Origin of the sequence: Alteromonas sp. 1_MG-2023 (assembly GCF_030547075.1) — a bacterium.
Lineage (GTDB): Bacteria > Pseudomonadota > Gammaproteobacteria > Enterobacterales > Alteromonadaceae > Alteromonas.
Window position 1 is genome coordinate 78,518 of record NZ_JAUOQH010000016.1, and the last position, 18,875, is coordinate 97,392.

Genomic DNA, 18,875 nt, shown 5'->3' on the forward strand with positions numbered 1-18,875 from the left:
ACGCGCTTGTTTGACCGTTATGAAGCCGGTGAACAGGCTGTACTAGTTCATGTTAATTTTACTGATGAAAACAGCAAAGAAGATTTAGCCGAGCTTGAATTGCTCGTCTCGTCTGCGGGGGTGAACGCGGCAGAAGTTATTACAACTTCACGAAGTGCACCCCAAGCTAAATTCTTTGTGGGTTCGGGTAAAGCGGAAGAAATCGCAGCAGCGGTTAAAGCTCACGATGCGAATGTCGTTATCTTTAACCATAGTTTGTCGCCTTCTCAAGAGCGAAACTTAGAAGCGGTTTGTCAGTGTAGAGTGCTAGATAGAACTGGGTTAATCCTGGATATATTTGCGCAGAGAGCAAGAACACATGAAGGTAAGCTTCAAGTTGAGCTTGCCCAATTGCGTCATATTTCTACACGCCTTATCCGTGGCTGGACTCACTTAGAGCGCCAAAAAGGCGGTATTGGTTTACGCGGGCCGGGTGAAACCCAGCTCGAAACTGACCGTCGATTACTCCGAGGGCGTATTAAAGCTATTCTTCGCCGTTTAGAGAAAGTCCAAAAACAGCGCGAACAAGGGCGAAGGTCTAGAAAGCGTGCTGAAATTCCCACAGTATCCTTAGTGGGCTATACCAATGCTGGTAAGTCTACCCTATTCAATACTATTACCGACGCACATGTGTATGCGGCAGACCAATTGTTTGCTACGTTAGACCCTACGCTTCGAAAAATAGATTTGAAAGATGTTGGGCCAGCCATATTAGCTGACACAGTAGGTTTCATTAGGCATCTTCCACACGATTTAGTGGCCGCGTTTAAAGCGACGCTGCAAGAAACCCAAGAAGCGGATCTTTTGCTTCATGTGGTGGATATTGCGGATGCGAAATATCGTGAAACTATCGATGAAGTTAACGATGTGTTGGAAGAAATCGACGCTAATGAAATTCAACAATTACTAATATGTAATAAGATTGATAAACTAGATGATATAAAGCCTCGTATTGAAAGAAACGTGGAAGGTGTTCCAATCCGAGTTTGGCTATCAGCGCAAACCGGTGAAGGCACTGAATTGCTTGGGCAGGCATTAACTGAATGCTTAAGCAAAAGTATGGTTAACTACACGCTTAAAATACCGCCAGCGCAAAGTAGTCTGCGTGGCGTATTATTTGAACTGAATTGTATATCCAGTGAAGAGTATGATGACCAAGGCGATTGGGTGGTAGATGTTCGAATGCCAATGGCCGATTGGAATCGACTTGAAAAGCGTTTAGAAAACGGAATATCAGAGTATGTTGTGCGACATTAACCGCTGCTAATTTTTAGCACGGCAATGCATGCGAATTTCAAAAATAAAACTGTAATCTATGGAGTATCAGCATGGCTTGGAATGAGCCGGGTGGCAATAAGAACGACCCGTGGAAAAATCGCGGTGGACGTGATCAAGGTCCCCCCGATTTAGATGATGTATTCAAGAACTTATTCGGTAAGTTCGGAAAGTCTGGCGGCGGCAGCGGTGGCTCAGGTAAGAGTTTGGGCGGTATCGGTGCTGGTATTTTAATTGGCTTGGTAGTTATTATTTGGGCTGTGAGTGGTTTTTACACCATTCGTGAAGCTGAGCGAGGCGTAGTATTACGTTTCGGTGAATATGTTAAGCAAGTTGAACCTGGTTTACGCTGGGCGCCAACGTTTATCGACAAAGTTATTCCCGTAGATGTGCAATCTATTCGCGACCAATCATCGTCAGGCTCTATGCTAACGGAAGACGAAAACGTGGTTAGCGTTCAAATGGAAATGCAATTTCGCGTGGTTGACCCTTACCGTTGGACGTTCGCTGTTGAAAGCCCTGAAACCAGCTTAAGTCAGTCATTAGACAGCGCAATTCGTTACGTTGTAGGCCATTCAACAATGGATGATGTGCTTACTGACGGCCGTGAAGTAGCTCGCCAACGTGTGTGGGAAGAACTTCAAGCTATTATAGAGCCGTACAACATCGGGGTGTCGATTATCGACATGAACTTCCGCGATGCACGTCCACCTGAGCAAGTGAAAGATGCATTTGATGATGCAATTTCAGCGCAGGAAGATGAACAGCGTTTTATTCGAGAAGCCGAAGCCTATGCACGTGAGATTGAACCTCGTGCACGTGGTCAAGTTAACCGTATGAATGAAGAAGCACAGGCTTATAAAGAGCGTGTAACACTTGAAGCGCAAGGTGAAGTTGCACGCTTTGAAGAGTTGCTACCTCAATACGAGAGAGCACCAGTGGTAACGCGCGAACGTATTTACATTGAAACAATGGAAGAAGTATTGGGTAATACCAGTAAAATCCTTGTGGACAGTAAAGGTGGAAACAACATGATGTATCTTCCTTTAGATAAAATCATGGAACGCCAACAAGGCAACACTACACCTCGCTCACGTAATACGTTAGAAGGGTTGCAAATGCCGGTGACTGACGAAGGTCAAAATAGCCGTAATTCATCATCCACCTCTGGTGTTCGTGGTGACAGCTACAGAGAGGGGAGATAATCATGATGAAGAATTTAGCTATTGCAGTATTAGTACTTCTTGCGGTTCTTGTTTCAGGCTCTCTATTTGTAGTGACTGAAGGCGAGCGTGCCATTGTAATCCAATTCGGTAAAGTGCAACGAGATGATGCCACAGGCGATACCAAAGTATTCGCGCCAGGTCTTCATTTTAAACTTCCATTTATTGACTCTGTGCGCCACTTAGATGCACGAGTTCAAACCTTGGATGATACGCCAGACCGTTTCGTTACCAGTGAGAAGAAAGACTTAATTGTTGACTCTTACGTAAAATGGCGCATTGACGACTTCGCTCGTTATTACCTTTCAACCGGTGGTAACAAGTTACAAGCTGAAGCGTTACTGAAGCAAAAGGTAAACAACGGACTACGTTCTGAATTTGGTACTCGTACTATTGCGCAGATTGTTTCTGGTGAGCGTTCAGCACTAATGAACCAAGCAATGGAACAGGCGTCAACGTCTTCTGATGAGCTTGGTATTGAGATTGTTGATGTACGTGTTAAGCAGATTAACTTACCTACGGAAGTGAGTAACTCAATCTTCCAGCGTATGCGCGCCGAGCGTGCAGGTGTAGCGAGAGAGCACCGTTCAGAAGGTCAAGAGCAAGCTGAAGTTATCCGCGCTGATATAGACGCTAAAGTTACGGTAATGCTTGCTGATGCTGAACGTAACACACGTCAACTTCGTGGTGAAGGGGATGCGTTAGCAGCAGAAATCTATGCAGATGCTTATTCTAAGAACGCTGATTTTTATAGTTTCCTAAGAAGTATGGATGCATATAAAGCCAGCTTTAATAATAAGCAAGATGTGATGGTGATTGCACCAGATAGCGACTTTTTCCGCTACATGAATGCATCTAAAGGTAATTAATACCCACCATCGTTTTGTTGTTAAAAAGCCAGTCTTAAGACTGGCTTTTTTGTGCCTGCTGTAAACTACGTAATTAACTGAAAATTAAACATTTTGCTAAATATTTTCGGTGTTTTACGAACACTTTAAATTGTTCAATTCGACCTCCTACTGCCCAAATTGCTCAAAATACGTTAAAATAGACGTGAATTTATTATTATAAAACGCAGCTTTATGAGTACCATGCGGCAGATACCTCTGCTGTCCGGTTGGTAAAGACTGGGTAATAAAAAACGACAGAGGGAATGTTTTGATTCCGGAAAAAACAAAAGATAAATCTGCCCAAAATTCGGGCGGACAGAGTGGTTTATTCTCCCGATTCCTCGCAACCGTGGAATTTCTTGGAAATTTACTGCCACACCCCGTTACCCTATTCGCCATGCTGGCCTGCTTTATTGTGGTGTTAAGCGGTATTCTTGGTTATTTCGATTTAGCGGTAGTTGACCCTCGCCCTGAAGGCGCTAAAGGTCGTGAAGCTGATGGGATGATAGAAGTCATCTCGCTGATGAGCGCTGAAGGCTTGCAACGCATCGTTACTGGCTTGGTCACTAACTTCACCGGCTTTGCCCCTTTAGGTACCGTACTAGTAGCCTTACTTGGGGTATCCGTTGCTGAGCACTCAGGTTTGTTGTCGGCCACTATGCGTTCATTGGTGATGAATGCATCGAAGCGTACAGTTACTTTTGCTGTTGTGTTTGCAGGTATTATTTCTAATACAGCCTCCGAGCTTGGCTATGTGGTGTTAATACCGCTAGCAGCCATGATATTTCATTCGCTAGGCCGCCACCCTTTAGCTGGGCTTGCAGCCGCCTTTGCCGGTGTATCAGCAGGCTACAGTGCAAACTTATTACTTGGTACGGTTGACCCCTTGCTTTCAGGCATTACTGAGGCCGCTGCTCACATGATTGACCCTGATTATGTGGTAGGCCCAGAAGTTAACTGGTATTTCATGTTTATCAGTACCTTTGTCGTCGCCACTATGGGTGCTCTGGTGACTGAAAAGGTGGTAGAGCCCCGATTAGGCAAGTTTGACGAATCAGAAGCTTCTGTAGATTTAAGTAAGCAATCAATGGATGCGCCTACTGATATTGAGAAGAAGGGACTTCGTTGGGCAGGCATCGCTTTTGTAGTGGTATGCGGTATTTTAGCGCTCACGATTGTGCCTGAAAACGGTATTCTGCGTCACCCTGAAACCGGTGCGGTAGCAGGTTCGCCTTTCTTAAAAGGCATAGTGGCTTTTATCTTTGTTTCATTTGCTGTGCCTGGTTTTGTTTATGGACGGGTTACCGGCTCGATGAAAAACGATCGTGACGTGATTGATGCGATGTCAAAAAGCATGGGCGCAATGGGGCTGTATATCACCCTAGTCTTCTTCGCGGCTCAGTTTGTGGCGTTCTTTAAGTGGACAAATCTAGGTACAGTATTAGCCGTTAAAGGCGCTGCGCTGCTGCAAGCGGCTGGACTAGATGGCCCGTCGGTGTTTATCTTATTCATCTTAATGTGTGGTGTGGTTAACTTATCGTTAGGTAGTGCCTCGGCACAGTGGGCGGTAACCGCGCCTATTTTTGTACCTATGCTGATGTTGATTGGCTATTCACCTGAGGTGATCCAAGCGGCGTACCGTATTGGAGACTCAGTCACGAACGTCATTGCGCCCATGATGAGCTATTTTGGTCTTATCTTGGCGATGGCCGCACGGTACAAAAAAGATCTCGGAATGGGTACGTTAATCGCTATGATGCTACCGTATTCTATGGTGTTTATCGTAGGCTGGACCATACTGTTTTATTTGTGGGTTTTTGTGTTAGGCATGCCCGTTGGGCCAGGTGCCGCAACCTATTATCAGCCATAACTGGTTGAAAAGATTAGAACCTAAAAAGGTGGCCAAGGCCGCCTTTTTTAATCGCTAAATTTAATTACATCAATCGCGGTAAATTTGTGGTCTATATGCCCAAAATTTCCGTAAATTCAGTATACTAGTTATATTGTTTTTTCAGTGCGGAATATTTGATGAAGTTTAAAAGCAATCAGGGTTTTACTCACAGTCAGTCTGATAAAATTGGCGTGTTGGTTACCAACCTAGGTACACCCGAAAGCCCAACTGCGGCGGCTCTACGCCCCTATTTAAAAGAATTTCTATCCGATCCTCGCGTGGTAGAAATACCCCGAGCGCTTTGGTGGTTTATTTTAAACCTCATTATATTAAATACTCGTCCTAAACGTTCAGCAGAAGCTTATAAAACGGTTTGGACGGAAGAAGGGTCACCATTACTTACCATTACCAAAGCCCAAGCAACGGCCATTGAAGCGCGTTGTAAAGCAGAATACGGCGACGATGTGGTGGTTGATTTCGCTATGCGTTACGGTAACCCTGCTATTAGCGATGCTATTGAGCGGATGTTGTCTCAAGGCGTAAGAAAGTTAGTAGTTCTGCCCCTATACCCTCAATACAGCGCCTCTACTACGGCGTCTACCTTTGATGCTATTGCAAAAGACTTTACTAAGCGACGCTGGTTACCAGAGCTTCGCTTTGTGAATCATTATAACGACAGGCTTGATTACATTAAGGCGCTGGCGACTAAAGTACGGGCATATTGGGAAGAACACGGGAAAGCCGACAAGCTTATCCTTTCTTACCATGGCATTCCAAAGCGCTACTTACTAAATGGCGACCCTTATCACTGTGAATGCCACAAAACATCGCGGTTGTTGGCTGAAGAATTAGGGCTAACCCATGATGAATATATGACTACCTTCCAATCTCGTTTTGGTAAGGCGGAATGGCTAAAACCTTACACTGACGAAACGATGAAGTCGTTACCAGGTCAAGGTGTGAAATCTATTCAAGTGATGTGCCCAGGGTTCTCTGCTGACTGCTTAGAAACTATTGAAGAAATTGGCGAAGAAAATCGTGAATACTTCATGGAAGCCGGTGGTGAAAAGTACGAATATATTCCTGCATTAAATAGCGACGAAGAACACATTGATATGTTGTTCGGTTTGGTAAAAGAGAATTTACATGGCTGGACGGTAAGCAAAGATACAGCATTAAGAGCTGGCTTAGCCCGGGCATTAGGCGCGGACAAATAGCCAGTACCTATCATTTTATTCACAAGGTAGCTAAACATGGACAGTAAAGCCCCACAGGCATTGTTGAAAGCACAGAAGTTAGCAAACTTACTTGATACCGCAGTGAAGTTACCCTTTATCCCCATCCGGGTTGGTCTAGATTCTTTAGTAGGCCTAATACCCGGTGCAGGTGATGCATTGATGCTACTCGTTTCTTTGCGCATAGTATGGCTGGGGAAATCATTGGGTATGCCAAGCGCATTAGTTGCCCAGATGGTAAAAAACTCTGCCATCGACTTCGGCTTAGGCTTTATCCCTTTCGTGGGTGATATTGTGGATGTATTTTATAAAGCGAATCAAAAGAACGTGCGCTTAATGGAAAAATGGTGGATTAGCGAAAATAAAGCTGATGTAGATGCGGCAACCCAGCAAAAATTGTCTGAATGGCAGGAGAAACTAGACAGACAATAAGCGCCTACATTTAGTCGCTGTTTATACGTTTCACAAAACCACATTAATCATAATCTATACTCTTTGCGTAGCAACCTTTACTGATACGCGTTTGCCGCGTAAATACTAACGGAAAATGGAGTGTAGGATTAATGAAAGCGTCTGACCTTTTCGTAAAAGCGTTGGAAGCTGAAGGTGTAGAATACATCTTTGGCATTCCTGGCGAAGAAAACCTCGACTTGCTTGAGTCGTTAAGAACCTCCTCAATTAAACTCGTACTTACCCGCCATGAACAAGGCGCGGGTTTTATGGCCGCGACTTACGGTAGATTAACCGGTAAGGTTGGCGTGTGCTTATCTACCCTTGGCCCAGGTGCGACCAATCTTGTTACCCCGGCGGCGTATGCGCAACTAGGTGCTATGCCTATGTTGATGATCACAGGGCAAAAGCCCATTAAAACCAGTAAACAAGGCCGGTTTCAGGTTATCGATATTGTCGATATGATGCGTCCCATTACTAAATTTACCACGCAAGTGGTGAGCGGCGATCGCATTCCCTCTGTAGTTCGTGAAGCATTTCGATTAGCCTCTGAAGAACGCCCCGGTGCCGTTCATATAGAGCTTCCTGAAGATATTGCCGATGAGCACACTTCAGTCCCCTTATTAACGCCTAGTACGTCAAGGCGACCTATTGCCGAATACAAAGCTATTTCATCAGCCATTTCAATGATTGAAGAAGCTACATCACCCTTGTTGTTAATTGGCGCGGGGGCAAACAGGAAGTTGACCGCAAAAATGCTGCGTGAGTTCGTTGATAAAACCTGTATCCCCTTTGTGACTACACAGATGGGTAAAGGGGTGCTAAACGAGAGCGACCCTAGGTTTGCGGGTAATACTGCTTTATCGGATAACGACTTTGTGCACAGAGCGATAGAAAGAGCCGACCTTATTATTAATGTTGGGCACGATGTCGTAGAGAAGCCGCCTTTCTTTATGCATGACAATGGTAAAAAAGTCATTCATATGAATTTTGAGTCGGCCGCTGTCGACCCAGTGTACTTTCCACAGCTTGAGGTGGTGGGGGACATTGCCAATAGTATCTGGCAAATAAAAGAAGGCATTACACCGCAAGATGATTGGAAACTCGATTTCTATAAAGACGTACACGATGCCTATGAAAAACACAGAGCGGAAGCGGAAAACGACAACCGATTCCCTATATTGCCAGAACGCTTTGTTCGCGATATTCGAAAAGTTATGCCGGATGAAGGCATAGTGACTCTTGATAATGGGGTTTATAAAATTTGGTTCGCTCGTAATTACCCCGCTTACCATCCTAATACATTGTTGCTAGACAATGCATTAGCATCAATGGGTGCAGGGTTACCCTCGGCAATAGCTGCAAAGTTAGTGAAGCCTGATGTGCCTGTTATGAGCGTGTGCGGAGACGGCGGGTTTATGATGAACAGCCAAGAAATTGAAACTGCGGTTCGTCTGAAACTCGACCTTATTGTGATCATACTGCGGGATGATGCGTACGGAATGATTAAGTGGAAACAAGCTAATATGCAGTTTGATGAGTTCGGTTTGGACTACGGTAATCCGGATTTTGTTAAATACGCAAAAAGCTACGGTGCCCATGGCTGGCGTGTAGACAGTACCGAATTACTAATTCCTATGGTGGAAAGCTGTTTAAACACACCGGGTGTGCATGTGATTGATTGCCCCGTTGACTACAGCATGAATGACAAAACACTGAACCATACGATTGCCGAATTAAGCGCGAAATTATAAGGAGTGATCATGTTAAAAGACAGCTATCCCTATTACCTTGCAAGCGAACCTTGTTTTGCTAATACCGATTTAGACGTTACCAATAAATACACAGGCGAAGTGGCCACAAAAGTGGCGCTAGCCGACGCTGAAGTGATTGATAAAGCCATAGCCGCTGCCGAAAAAGCACAGCCTGCAATGACAGCACTGGCACCTTACGAACGCCAAGCGATTCTAGAGCATTGCGTTAAGCGCTTTACTGAACGCGAGGAAGAACTAGGTAAAGCCCTCTGTATTGAAGCGGGTAAGCCTATTAAAGATGCTAAAGGTGAAGTAGGTCGATTAATCGACACATTCAAAATCGCGGCTGAAGAATCGGTAAGAATTAATGGCGAAGTGGTTAATTTAGAAATCTCCGCCCGTGCCAAAGGCTATCAGGGCATGACGAAAAAAGTGCCTATCGGCCCTTGTTCGTTTATTTCTCCGTTTAACTTCCCGTTAAACCTAGCTGCGCACAAGGTTGCACCAGCCATCGCTGCAGGGTGCACGTTTGTGCTTAAACCTGCCTCGCGCACGCCTATTGGTGCGTTGATTATTGGCGAAGTGTTAGCGGAATGCGAATTAATGCCCAAAGGCGCATTTTCCATTCTTCCTTGTAGCCGAGATGGCGCCGATCTATTTACCACCGACGAGCGATTAAAGCTGCTTAGCTTTACCGGTTCACCTGATGTGGGCTGGGCGCTAAAAGCTAAAGCGGGCAAAAAGCCTGTGGTATTAGAGCTTGGTGGAAATGCCGCTTGTGTGGTGGATGAAGATGCCGATATTAGTGATGCTATCGACCGTATTATTGTTGGCGCGTATTATCAGTCGGGCCAAAGCTGTATTTCTGTGCAGCGCTTATTAGTGCACTCGTCAATTTACGATGAATTTAAATCTCGCTATGTAGAACGGGTTGAGGCTTTGGTGTCTGGCGATCCTAGCGATGAGGATACTTTTATTGGCCCCATGATTTCTGAAGGCGAGGCTAAGCGTTTAGAAGGCTGGATTAAAGACGCCAAAGAAGCTGGGGCTAGCGTGCTATGCGGCGGTGAAAGAGATGGTGCCATGCTACAGGCTACCGTAATGGAAAACGTGCCTAAAGGTTGTGACGCAAGTGCTGAAGAAGCATTTGGCCCACTATCTATATTACAGTCGTTTGATGATTACGATAGTGCGTTAGATGAAGTGAACAACAGCCGCTATGGGCTACAGGCGGGCATCTTTACTCGAGATATCTACAAAGCACATAAAGCATGGAATGTGCTTGAAGTGGGCGGGGTAGTTATAGGTGATGTACCCAGCTGGCGTGTAGATAATATGCCTTATGGCGGTGTAAAAGATTCAGGACTTGGCCGCGAAGGTATTCGCTATGCCATAGAAGATATGACAGAAACCCGGCTTATGGTTATTCGAACGCCTTAGGAAGTAGAGCAACTAACACGCTTATAACGTAACGAAGGTGAAAAAGCCTAACGAACCACGATAAACCACAATAGAGCGGGTGAATAAAGCGGGTGCTTCTAACAGAAGTCACCCGCTTTTTTTAATCTGCCGCAAAAGCTTCAAGGGTAGCCAAGGGAATAATATCAAGGGCTCGTTCATGAGTAGCTTCTAATCGCACTTTTGGCGCAACACCTGCTTCGTAAGCCTGTAACCATCTGGCGGCGCACAAGCACCATCTATCACCGGCAAGTAAACCAGCAAAGTCCATACTGGGCCAAGGCGTGATTAAGTCGTTACCTTGGCGTAAGGAAAATTGTAGAAACTCATCGGAGACTACCGCACACACACTGTGGTTACCCACATCTGCATCGGGCACATAGCAAAAGCCTTCTCGGGTGTAGCCTGTGTTACCACAACACAGTTGAAGTGGTCTCCCATAGACATTTTTAGCATTAGCCAAAACGAATACCTCTTTTTGCGCGTATAAGCATTGATTGTATACCTATTTCTCATAAAACTCAGGCATCTGCTAGCCGTTGGCTACACAATGTCCTAAGTGTTTTAATTACGGGGACCTAGCGTAGATAGATTTGAATGAATTACCTATTTTCTAAACTGGTGTTAGTGCATGTTAGATAAAAGCCAAAAATCAGCGCCCATTAATTTTTCTCAGCAAGAGATTGACCGCTTTGATGCGCTAGCAGAAAGCTGGTGGGATCCCAATGGTAATTATAAAACCGCGTTAGATTTTAATCGTGCACGGCTATCTGTTATTGAGTCTCAAATAACCAGTCACTTTTTGAAAAGTGAGCGAGCCCAAGACTTTCCTCAAAATGCGTTCAAGGCAAAATCCCTAACGAATGCCACTCATAAAACCAAGCCTTTTACAGGGCTTTCAATTGTAGATATCGGTTGTGGTGGTGGGCTTATTAGTGAGCCGCTTGCGTTAAAGGGGGCAGATATTACAGGTATAGATGCCAGTGCCATGAGTATTGAGGTGGCGAAGCGGCATGCGAGTCAAAGCAATGTGAAGGTTAACTACATACACGGCCTTTCATCTGACCTGGTAAGCCAAGGCCGCCAGTTTGACATCGTCATTAATGCAGAAGTTGTTGAGCATGTACCTGATCAAGCGCAGCTAATAAAAGAGTGTGCAAGTTTAGTGAAGCCAGGCGGTTTATTGGTGCTTGCTACGTTAAATAGAACCATTAAAAGTTTTATTATTGCGATTGTAGGCGCTGAATATGTCATGCGATATTTACCCGTTGGTACTCACGATTGGCAAAAATTTGTTAAACCCACTGAGCTAAATCAATGGGTCGGTGAAGGGTTTACCCTTGATCATGAGACTGGCATGGCATTAAATCCATTCACCAAGGTATGGAAACTTACACCCGGCTTAAGCGTAAATTACCTCCAAGTTTATCATCGTACGGTATAGCAACAGCTTTCACGTAGCCTGATTTTTAAATACCGAACAAAAGCGCCTGAGAGTGTTAGTAGATGTAAATCTGTGAACAGGTATAACCATTCAACCTTTTAATAGTTGTACCCCGACGGAATATGATTTGAACCCATGCGCAAGCAGCACTAGTCTGGTTGTTAACATTCTAACGATACGATATGGCCTATGAAAATTTACGAGACCAAAACGGCGCCTAATCCTCGCCGTGTTCGCATGTTCCTTGCTGAAAAGGGGATAGATAAATCAAAAGTAGAGTATGTACAAGTAGATATTCAAAAGGGTGAAAATTTAAGCGCAGAAATGCGCGCTAAAAACCCACTAGGTAAAATTCCTATTTTAGAGCTAGACGACGGTACCTGTATTGCTGAAACCGACGCTATTTGTACTTACTTTGAAGCCATTCATCCTGAGCCCTCATTGTTAGGCTCTACGCCCATTGAAAAGGCCACCATTGCTATGTGGCAGCGGCAAGTAGAAATGGCGCTGATGTTACAAGTAGGCATGTGTTTTCAACATACCACAGGGTACTTTAAAGATAGAATGGTTCCTGTTCCTGAATATGGTAAAGAAGCCGGTATCAATGCATCAAAGTATTTTAATATTCTCGAACGCCGACTCGAATTACACGAGTTTATAGCGGGAGATACCTTCTCTATTGCGGATATTACTGCGCTATGTGCTATTGATTTTGCACGGGTGGTGGATATTCGAATTAAAGACGAACAAACTAACCTTCAGCGTTGGTACGACAACGTTAGTAGCAGAGCGAGTGCAAAAGCCTAATGATAGATTTATACACCGCAGCAACACCCAATGGCTGGAAAGCGTCAGTCGCATTAGAAGAAATGGAACTCGACTATACCGTGCATGCGGTAAACTTAATGAAAGGCGAGCAAAAAACCGCTGAGTTCCTCGCCATGAACCCAAATGGCAGAATTCCCGTTATTGTGGACAAAAGCGAAGGCGACCATGTGGTTTTTGAATCTGGCGCCATCATGCTTTATTTAGCTGAAAAGACAGGTAAGTTTTTACCCGCAGACGCCAAAGGCCGAAGCCAAGTGATGCAATGGGTTATGTTTCAAATGGGGGGTATTGGGCCAATGATGGGTCAAGCGAACGTGTTCCATCGCTATTTAGAAGAGAAGATCCCCATTGCTATTGACCGCTATCAAAATGAAGTGCGCAGATTGTTTACGGTGCTAGATGGGCGATTAGAAGACAACGAATATTTAGCCGGTGATTACAGCATTGCCGACATGGCGAACTGGTGCTGGGTGCGTACCTATGAATGGTCGGGCGTAAGCATTGAAGGGCTAGATAACTTAACTCGCTGGAAAAACAGTATCGAGGCACGCCCTGCGGCGCGTCGTGGTGTTGAAGAGCCCAATAAAATCGATAAAGAAGCGTTGATCAAAGGCGCTAAAAACGTAGTTACTCGATAATACGTTACCCGATAACATGTTACTCTAATGTGTGAACTAATCCCTGCGCCAAGGCTTTTATGTGCGCAGGGCCTATTCCGCAACATCCGCCTACAATTGAAGCGCCAGCCGCCACCCATTTTTGTGCATACGCCAAGTACTTTTCAGGTGTCACATCCTCGCGCAAGGTAGACAACATTTCATTGGCGTCATGCACTCTTACATGTTCGGAAAAACTGTTGGCATACACACCAATGGGAATGTCGGCATTATGGTTGCGGGTAAACGCAATAGCCGCTTCCATTTCTTCAGGTTGAGAGCAATTAAATAACACCGCATCGATACTATCTAACGTAGGCAATATAGCACTTAGGGGCTCGTTAGAACGTAAGGTTACAGGCTTTGAAAAGTCTTGACGATTACTGAGCGAGTAAGAAAGCCAAATTGGTTTAGATGAGTGCTGTTTTATTAAAGACGTTACCGCAATAGCTTCTTCTACCGACGATATGGTTTCTACAAGCCAAAAGTCGATGTAGGGCGCTTGTGCTTCAATCAATGGCAGTAAAATTGAAGCGAGTTTCTCAGCACAAAATAGTTCAGGTTTGTAAGAGCCAAACGCGGGGGGCAAACAGCCCGCTACCACTACCTTATCATTATGGGCTATGGCATTATTTTTATTAGCAACTGTTTTAGCAATTTTAGCTGCATGTTCAGCGAGGTCGAACGCTTTCTCGGTAAACTGTTGTTGGCCAATATGAAAGGGAACTAAGGCATAGGTATTTGTGGTAATGATTTGGGCGCCCGCATCCACAAAGTTTTGATGCACTTGAGCGACTAAATCTGGGGCTTCCATTAAAGAGAGGGCTGACCATTCAGGTTGCCTAAAAGGCGCCCCTATTCTTTCTAATTCTCGGCCTAATCCACCATCAAGAATATGTATTTGAGAAGATGGACATTGCGTTAATGCCAGTCGGCTTGTTTTGTCTGTGGGTGATGTTGTCACCACGTACCCCTGCTATATTGATATGGTTGTAAACTAGTAGTAATTCGCAATAAGCGATAGGTTAGCACTGCCGATAGATTGTGCTTTACTGCCCACCTGGCCTGCACTCACACTACCAGGGCTTATTCCTCGTAGGTCGGCATTCTTTAACGCACTTTGCACATAGTCGACCAGTTGGTTTTTTATGTTTTGTGGCATGGCCCCATCTATAATAATACCATCTAGGTCAAGCATGCTAAACGCGCAATGTGCTGCAAAAGCAATACCTTCAGCGGCTTGTTCTAGCCATAGTGTAAGTATCTTTTCAACCTTGGGGTCAGATTTTAAACCCGGCCAATGATCGGGGGCATCGTATAAGTTGTTTCCATCAAATCCTGCATCATGAAGCTGCTTTTCTAGCAAATACAGTGATGATTGGGCAATAAGTTGTTGCTGTTGATTATTCGTTGCCGTGACAAAAGGTAAGGATCCAATGGCCCCAGCATTTCCGGATTTCCCCGTAAATAACTGATTATTTATGATGAGCCCGCCGCCTAAGAATGTACCCACAAACACATAAAGAAAGTGATTGAACCTGTGATGATTTCCAAAAGCCATTTCTGCACTACAGGCCGCGGTAGCGTCGTTACTAACAAATATAGGAAAGCCTAAATGTGCAGAAAGTGACGCTTGAATATCAAGGTTTTTCCACGCTTCCAGCGCTTCGGTCGGCGCGCCGGCTTCTTCTGCCCAATTCCAAATCTCAAAGGGCATAGCCACGCCTAAACCTCGAATTCGTGTTCGCTGTTCAGCCGATAACTGTTGAGTTAACACCGTCACCCCACGCTCGGTAAAAGACAACAGATGCGCTACTGTGGGATAGGGTACTTTTTCATGCAGTGATGCTTTTACATTGCCAGCTAAATCTAGCAAGGTCATGTCGAAACTGCGCCGGCCAATCTTCAACCCTAAGCCAAACGCGCCATTAGGATTTAACCCGAAAGGCACCTTGGGTTGGCCAACACCACCACGGACAGGCGCTAAGGCTTGCACTAACTTATCAGATGCAAGCTTCTTAATAATAACGGTTGCTGACTGAGCGGATAACCCCGTTCGCAGCGCAATTTCTGATTTGGGTATAGCGCCTTCGTGGCGAATAAGCGTGAGTATATCCCGCTCGTTTTGGGTGCGGTTATCTAGCAATGCGTCTGCCGCGTCTCCTGCTGTGTTAACAGGCGAACTCGTCTGCTCGGGGGATATGGCCATTTACACTATACCTAAATCATCATGGGAGAATGTTATAACAAACAGCCCCTATAAGTCATGGTTAGTTAATAAATCAATAATGACTAAAAAATTCATAAAAACGAGTTTTTTCCTATCAATCAGAGCGATATCAAAAACGAACAAGGTAAACTATTTAACAATGGTAAATTATTAAATCAACATAGTTGATTTATTTTTGAGAGTAGTTAATACTGTGCCGCAATTAGTTAACTATAATTTAACGTATCCATGGGGAAGACCTTCGGCTACGCTTATATTCCACGTCACAGCGATAGACTTTAATGTCATCGTTGTAAGCTCTAGCGAGAGGTGTTTATGAAAATTTTATGTTTAGGCGAAGTACTTATCGATATGTTGAGTGCAGGTGCGGCAGATCAAAGTGAAATGCCGGCGATGAATTCATTTCAGCCTTATGCTGGTGGTGCGCCTGCTAACGTTGCGGTGGCCGTAGCTAAACTTGGTGGCCACGGCGCTATGGTATCGAAAGTGGGTGATGACACCTTCGGGCGCTTTCTGCAAGACATGCTTAGCTACCATAAAGTAAACACTGATTACGTGTGGAGCACAAAAGACGCCAATACAGCACTGGCCTTTGTTAATCTTGATAAAGACGGTGAGCGGTCTTTCGATTTCTATGTTGATAACGCGGCACATAAGCATATTGGCGAAGAGGACTTAGCTACCGTTGAATGCGACGATACTAGCGTACTGCATTTTTGTTCTGGTTCTATTTCTGGCCCAGAATTGCTGCCTGGCACCGACTATATTTTAAATAAAGCCAAGCAAAAAAATATGCTGGTTTGTTTAGATATTAACTATCGCCCTGCGTTTTGGGATGACACGGCTAATGCGCCAGGTCGTATTGATGATGTAGCTAAAAAAGTGAGCATTTTAAAAGCAAGCCGCGAAGAGTTAGCTGAGCTTTATGGCGAAGAAAATGCGCAAACCCATGTTCAACAGTGGCTAGATAGCGGCGTTAAAGTGGTATTGGTAACTGATGGCGGCGAGCCTATCCAATATATCACCAAAGAATTTAGTGGCACCTTAGCGTCACCTAAAATGGATGTAAAAGATACGACAGCTGCAGGCGATTCTTTCATTGGCGGTTTCTTGTATTTCTTGTCGACGAAAGTAGCCAACAGTGCAGAATTTGATACATGGGTGGATAGCTTTGAAAATGTTAGTGAAGCTACTGAATTCGCTATTCGTTGCGGTGCCTACACGGTAACCCAATATGGTGCGTTCAGCGCGCTACCTACTATGGAAAATATCACTAAGTAAAAGCTAAATAATAAGCCAATTTAAAAGCAAGGTTTTCATAGCCTTGCTTTTTTTTGCCTTAAAAGCGGCCTTAGCAATGCAAGGAAAAATTGCTACATGAGAATTGCCATGAAAAAAATTTCGTCAAAGGCGACTACATAAATTACGACAATAAATCACTTCAATAAACTTCAACAATAAGCACCGCCCAAGAAATATAAACCCGTCTGACATCCACCCGATTCCCACAATGATCCAGTAAAGGTATTGTAAATTTAGTGTAATGTTATAATATAACATTACATTTTTAAGGGTTTGATAAGGATTATTATGTTCAAGGCCACTCGCTTGGCTATCGCTATGCGGTAGTGACCAGCTATGCCAATGCTCTGATTGAATTTGTTGACGGTGGAGTGTGGCGTGAAGACCATGTAGAGCATTTACATGACTACAAAGAATCTCCTTCATTGTCTGATTTTACCCTTGAAGGTAGCAGCCCTACTCACCTAGTTAGCCATGACAGCCAACTGGCTGTTTTCTTTGATGGCGATGCAGATAGCAGCACACCAGCATCTGTACAGGTTGTGACAGACACCAATATTGCTGCTGAATCTACCGATATTTCTACGCTTTCCTACACCGTAAATATGCATGGTGTAGCCGAGCCTGAAGACGATATGTTGATTAGCACGGTTCGCCGTGATGATAGTGTTACGTTTTCGGCAAATCCAATACTGCCAGATAGTGTGGGTGTCTATCATTTGCATGATGGAGAATATGAGCAAGAGCAAGTATTTGAAGGGTTATGCCCGGATTTACACGGCTCATCTATTAATGACGATTACGTGGCGTTCGGTTGTACTGGCAGTGTATTAGTACTTCACGAGCATGATGACCTTTACGAGTCGGTAAACATTGCCAATGATGATGTTCTTAATGGCTTGCGAGTAGGCTCTATATTTGGGCATGAAGATGCAGATACTTTTATAGGTTTAGCTGCTGAGTCTGCCAGCGATACCTATGTGTTTGTCACTATCGACCCAGAAGCCGCTACTATGGTTGAAATGGATTGGGAGCCTGAAGAAGGCGCGACACCCACAGCTTATGGTTTTTCATATGATGGTGAGCATTTCTTAATACTGGATGACCTTGGTAATTTGTCTGTATTATCAGCGCACTCAGAAACTGACACAGTGACATGGGAACTTGAAACTCGAATTAATATTAGTAGTGGTGACCTTGCTGATATGCCAGACAATGTAAGTTTCAGCATGACGGTGTCGCAAAATGCGGGATATGTATATATTGTCGACCCGATAGCAATGCATGTGTTAAAGATTGATCTTGAAGGAGCCGAAGTTGTGGGCGATATCGAAGTTGATTTTGTGCCTTCAGCAGTATCTTGGTTAGGTATCGCTGAATAACTATTTCATATAGTTAGTAGTGTTGGCGTCGTGAGTTAATTCTTGCGGCGCTTTTTTATAGTCCTTTTTTGCAAGACACTCGCTCATAAATCAGGACACCCATATAATATTCAATTACTGAATACTTGGTAAGAAATCAAAACAGGGTTTGGTTAGGACCTTTACAAAGATTAAGACTAATAAATTAAGTTAAATAACTTAACATTGAACTCTCCCTCATTCTGAAGAGGATTTATCAGCTAAGCTTTAGCGTACTAATCTTTGATTATTTGGATGATAAGGTAAGTGGCGTGAATGAAAAGCTAACCCAAAGCCAAACTTGGTATTCGGCGGGTAGCAATGGAAAGGCTGATCGACGTAGAGAATTGATTTTAAATACCTAGCACCATATTGTGCCAGTCTGTATGTTGTAGCCCTGTACGCACTAGAATAGGCGATTGGTTATGGTTGATAACGCCAGTCTTGTTGGCGATTACCTGTCGGCCTGTATTTTCTACCAGCTCCAGGTAGTCACTGAGTAGGAAAGGTAATCCTTTAATTTTGGTGCTCGCGCTGCCAAGGAAAGGTAAAAGAGATTTAGGTTGTTTACCCTTTTGCGCAGCCTTTATTCTTTGTTTTACGCTAGTAAAATCAGAGCTCTCGGGTGTTTTTGCTATGTCAACTCGAAGTGGATTTAAATCAACGTATGCCATACATGCAGCTAGCGCCGCTTCATCCAGCAGTGATTGTGACTTAAATCGCCCTTCCCAAAACCGCCCCGTACAGTCATCTTCTTTATTGGCTTTACGCGCAATATATTCGTTTAAAAGCCGCATAAA

The 18,875-nt window shown here is 44.4% G+C and carries 16 protein-coding genes and 1 pseudogene; 13 read left to right on the forward strand and 4 right to left on the reverse strand.

Annotated features, from left to right (window positions below; translation table 11 throughout):
* Positions 1-6: 6 nt before the first annotated feature.
* The 8 genes from hflX (at position 7) to Q4561_RS15910 (ending at position 10,197) form a co-directional block, all read left to right on the forward strand.
* Positions 7-1,296, forward strand: a complete 1,290-nt coding sequence (gene hflX, locus Q4561_RS15875) for a ribosome rescue GTPase HflX (RefSeq protein WP_303461927.1) — start codon at positions 7-9, stop codon at positions 1,294-1,296.
* A 71-nt stretch (positions 1,297-1,367) separates the two neighbouring features.
* A complete protein-coding gene (hflK, locus tag Q4561_RS15880; RefSeq protein ID WP_303461929.1) occupies positions 1,368-2,519 on the forward strand; it encodes an FtsH protease activity modulator HflK in 1,152 nt (383 codons plus the stop codon).
* Between the two features lie 5 nt (positions 2,520-2,524).
* Positions 2,525-3,406, forward strand: coding sequence for a protease modulator HflC (gene hflC / locus Q4561_RS15885; protein ID WP_303461954.1), 882 nt, complete (start codon positions 2,525-2,527; stop codon positions 3,404-3,406).
* A 289-nt stretch (positions 3,407-3,695) separates the two neighbouring features.
* The gene (locus tag Q4561_RS15890) at positions 3,696-5,297 is read left to right on the forward strand and encodes an AbgT family transporter (protein WP_303461931.1); all 1,602 of its coding nucleotides are present in this window, start codon (positions 3,696-3,698) and stop codon (positions 5,295-5,297) included.
* Between the two features lie 158 nt (positions 5,298-5,455).
* Positions 5,456-6,535 carry a ferrochelatase gene (hemH, locus tag Q4561_RS15895; RefSeq protein WP_303461933.1) on the forward strand — a complete coding sequence of 360 codons (1,080 nt, stop codon included), beginning with the start codon at positions 5,456-5,458 and terminating at the stop codon, positions 6,533-6,535.
* Between the two features lie 36 nt (positions 6,536-6,571).
* Positions 6,572-6,985, forward strand: a complete 414-nt coding sequence (locus tag Q4561_RS15900; RefSeq protein WP_303461935.1) for a DUF4112 domain-containing protein — start codon at positions 6,572-6,574, stop codon at positions 6,983-6,985.
* A gap of 131 nt (positions 6,986-7,116) precedes the next feature.
* Positions 7,117-8,757: an acetolactate synthase large subunit gene (locus tag Q4561_RS15905; RefSeq protein WP_303461937.1), complete on the forward strand. Its 1,641-nt coding sequence runs from the start codon at positions 7,117-7,119 to the stop codon at positions 8,755-8,757.
* A gap of 9 nt (positions 8,758-8,766) precedes the next feature.
* The gene (locus Q4561_RS15910) at positions 8,767-10,197 is read left to right on the forward strand and encodes an aldehyde dehydrogenase family protein (RefSeq protein ID WP_303461939.1); all 1,431 of its coding nucleotides are present in this window, start codon (positions 8,767-8,769) and stop codon (positions 10,195-10,197) included.
* Between the two features lie 121 nt (positions 10,198-10,318).
* On the opposite strand, the gene Q4561_RS15915 is transcribed toward Q4561_RS15910, so the two are convergent.
* A complete protein-coding gene (locus tag Q4561_RS15915) occupies positions 10,319-10,678 on the reverse strand; it encodes a DUF2237 family protein (protein ID WP_062088469.1) in 360 nt (119 codons plus the stop codon).
* Between the two features lie 168 nt (positions 10,679-10,846).
* Between Q4561_RS15915 and ubiG the strand changes: the two genes are divergently transcribed.
* From ubiG to Q4561_RS15930, 3 genes are all read left to right on the forward strand, one after another.
* Positions 10,847-11,659 carry a bifunctional 2-polyprenyl-6-hydroxyphenol methylase/3-demethylubiquinol 3-O-methyltransferase UbiG gene (gene ubiG, locus Q4561_RS15920; protein ID WP_303461941.1) on the forward strand — a complete coding sequence of 271 codons (813 nt, stop codon included), beginning with the start codon at positions 10,847-10,849 and terminating at the stop codon, positions 11,657-11,659.
* Positions 11,660-11,848: 189 nt separating this feature from the next.
* Positions 11,849-12,466, forward strand: coding sequence for a glutathione S-transferase family protein (locus Q4561_RS15925; RefSeq protein ID WP_303461943.1), 618 nt, complete (start codon positions 11,849-11,851; stop codon positions 12,464-12,466).
* A complete protein-coding gene (locus tag Q4561_RS15930) occupies positions 12,466-13,125 on the forward strand; it encodes a glutathione S-transferase family protein (RefSeq protein ID WP_303461945.1) in 660 nt (219 codons plus the stop codon). Before Q4561_RS15925 ends, Q4561_RS15930 begins: the two co-directional genes overlap by 1 nt.
* A gap of 19 nt (positions 13,126-13,144) precedes the next feature.
* Here the strand turns inward: Q4561_RS15930 and Q4561_RS15935 are convergent, their stop codons facing one another.
* Together Q4561_RS15935 and Q4561_RS15940 are read right to left on the reverse strand one after the other, a co-directional pair.
* A complete protein-coding gene (locus Q4561_RS15935) occupies positions 13,145-14,107 on the reverse strand; it encodes a homocysteine S-methyltransferase family protein (RefSeq protein ID WP_303461947.1) in 963 nt (320 codons plus the stop codon).
* A gap of 33 nt (positions 14,108-14,140) precedes the next feature.
* Positions 14,141-15,352, reverse strand: a complete 1,212-nt coding sequence (locus tag Q4561_RS15940; RefSeq protein ID WP_303461948.1) for an ROK family transcriptional regulator — start codon at positions 15,350-15,352, stop codon at positions 14,141-14,143.
* Positions 15,353-15,688: 336 nt separating this feature from the next.
* Here Q4561_RS15940 and Q4561_RS15945 point away from each other — a divergent pair, with 336 nt between their 5' ends.
* The gene (locus tag Q4561_RS15945) at positions 15,689-16,654 is read left to right on the forward strand and encodes a carbohydrate kinase (protein ID WP_303461950.1); all 966 of its coding nucleotides are present in this window, start codon (positions 15,689-15,691) and stop codon (positions 16,652-16,654) included.
* Positions 16,655-17,001: 347 nt separating this feature from the next.
* Positions 17,002-18,057: a 5-methyltetrahydrofolate--homocysteine methyltransferase gene (locus Q4561_RS15950; protein ID WP_303461951.1), complete on the forward strand. Its 1,056-nt coding sequence runs from the start codon at positions 17,002-17,004 to the stop codon at positions 18,055-18,057.
* A gap of 371 nt (positions 18,058-18,428) precedes the next feature.
* Here Q4561_RS15950 and Q4561_RS15955 read toward each other — a convergent pair.
* A pseudogene (locus Q4561_RS15955) lies at positions 18,429-18,875 on the reverse strand (transposase); the annotation flags it as partial.

Excerpts from the sequence above, each read along its gene's own strand:
- hflK (WP_303461929.1), top strand. The coding sequence starts at position 1,368 with ATGGCTTGGAATGAGCCGGGTGGCAATAAGAACGACCCGTGGAAAAAT.
- hflC (WP_303461954.1), top strand. The coding sequence starts at position 2,525 with ATGAAGAATTTAGCTATTGCAGTATTAGTACTTCTTGCGGTTCTTGTT.
- hemH (WP_303461933.1), top strand. The coding sequence starts at position 5,456 with ATGAAGTTTAAAAGCAATCAGGGTTTTACTCACAGTCAGTCTGATAAA.
- Q4561_RS15900 (WP_303461935.1), top strand. The coding sequence starts at position 6,572 with ATGGACAGTAAAGCCCCACAGGCATTGTTGAAAGCACAGAAGTTAGCA.
- Q4561_RS15905 (WP_303461937.1), top strand. The coding sequence starts at position 7,117 with ATGAAAGCGTCTGACCTTTTCGTAAAAGCGTTGGAAGCTGAAGGTGTA.
- Q4561_RS15910 (WP_303461939.1), top strand. The coding sequence starts at position 8,767 with ATGTTAAAAGACAGCTATCCCTATTACCTTGCAAGCGAACCTTGTTTT.
- ubiG (WP_303461941.1), top strand. The coding sequence starts at position 10,847 with ATGTTAGATAAAAGCCAAAAATCAGCGCCCATTAATTTTTCTCAGCAA.
- Q4561_RS15925 (WP_303461943.1), top strand. The coding sequence starts at position 11,849 with ATGAAAATTTACGAGACCAAAACGGCGCCTAATCCTCGCCGTGTTCGC.
- Q4561_RS15930 (WP_303461945.1), top strand. The coding sequence starts at position 12,466 with ATGATAGATTTATACACCGCAGCAACACCCAATGGCTGGAAAGCGTCA.
- Q4561_RS15940 (WP_303461948.1), bottom strand. The coding sequence starts at position 15,352 with ATGGCCATATCCCCCGAGCAGACGAGTTCGCCTGTTAACACAGCAGGA.
- Q4561_RS15945 (WP_303461950.1), top strand. The coding sequence starts at position 15,689 with ATGAAAATTTTATGTTTAGGCGAAGTACTTATCGATATGTTGAGTGCA.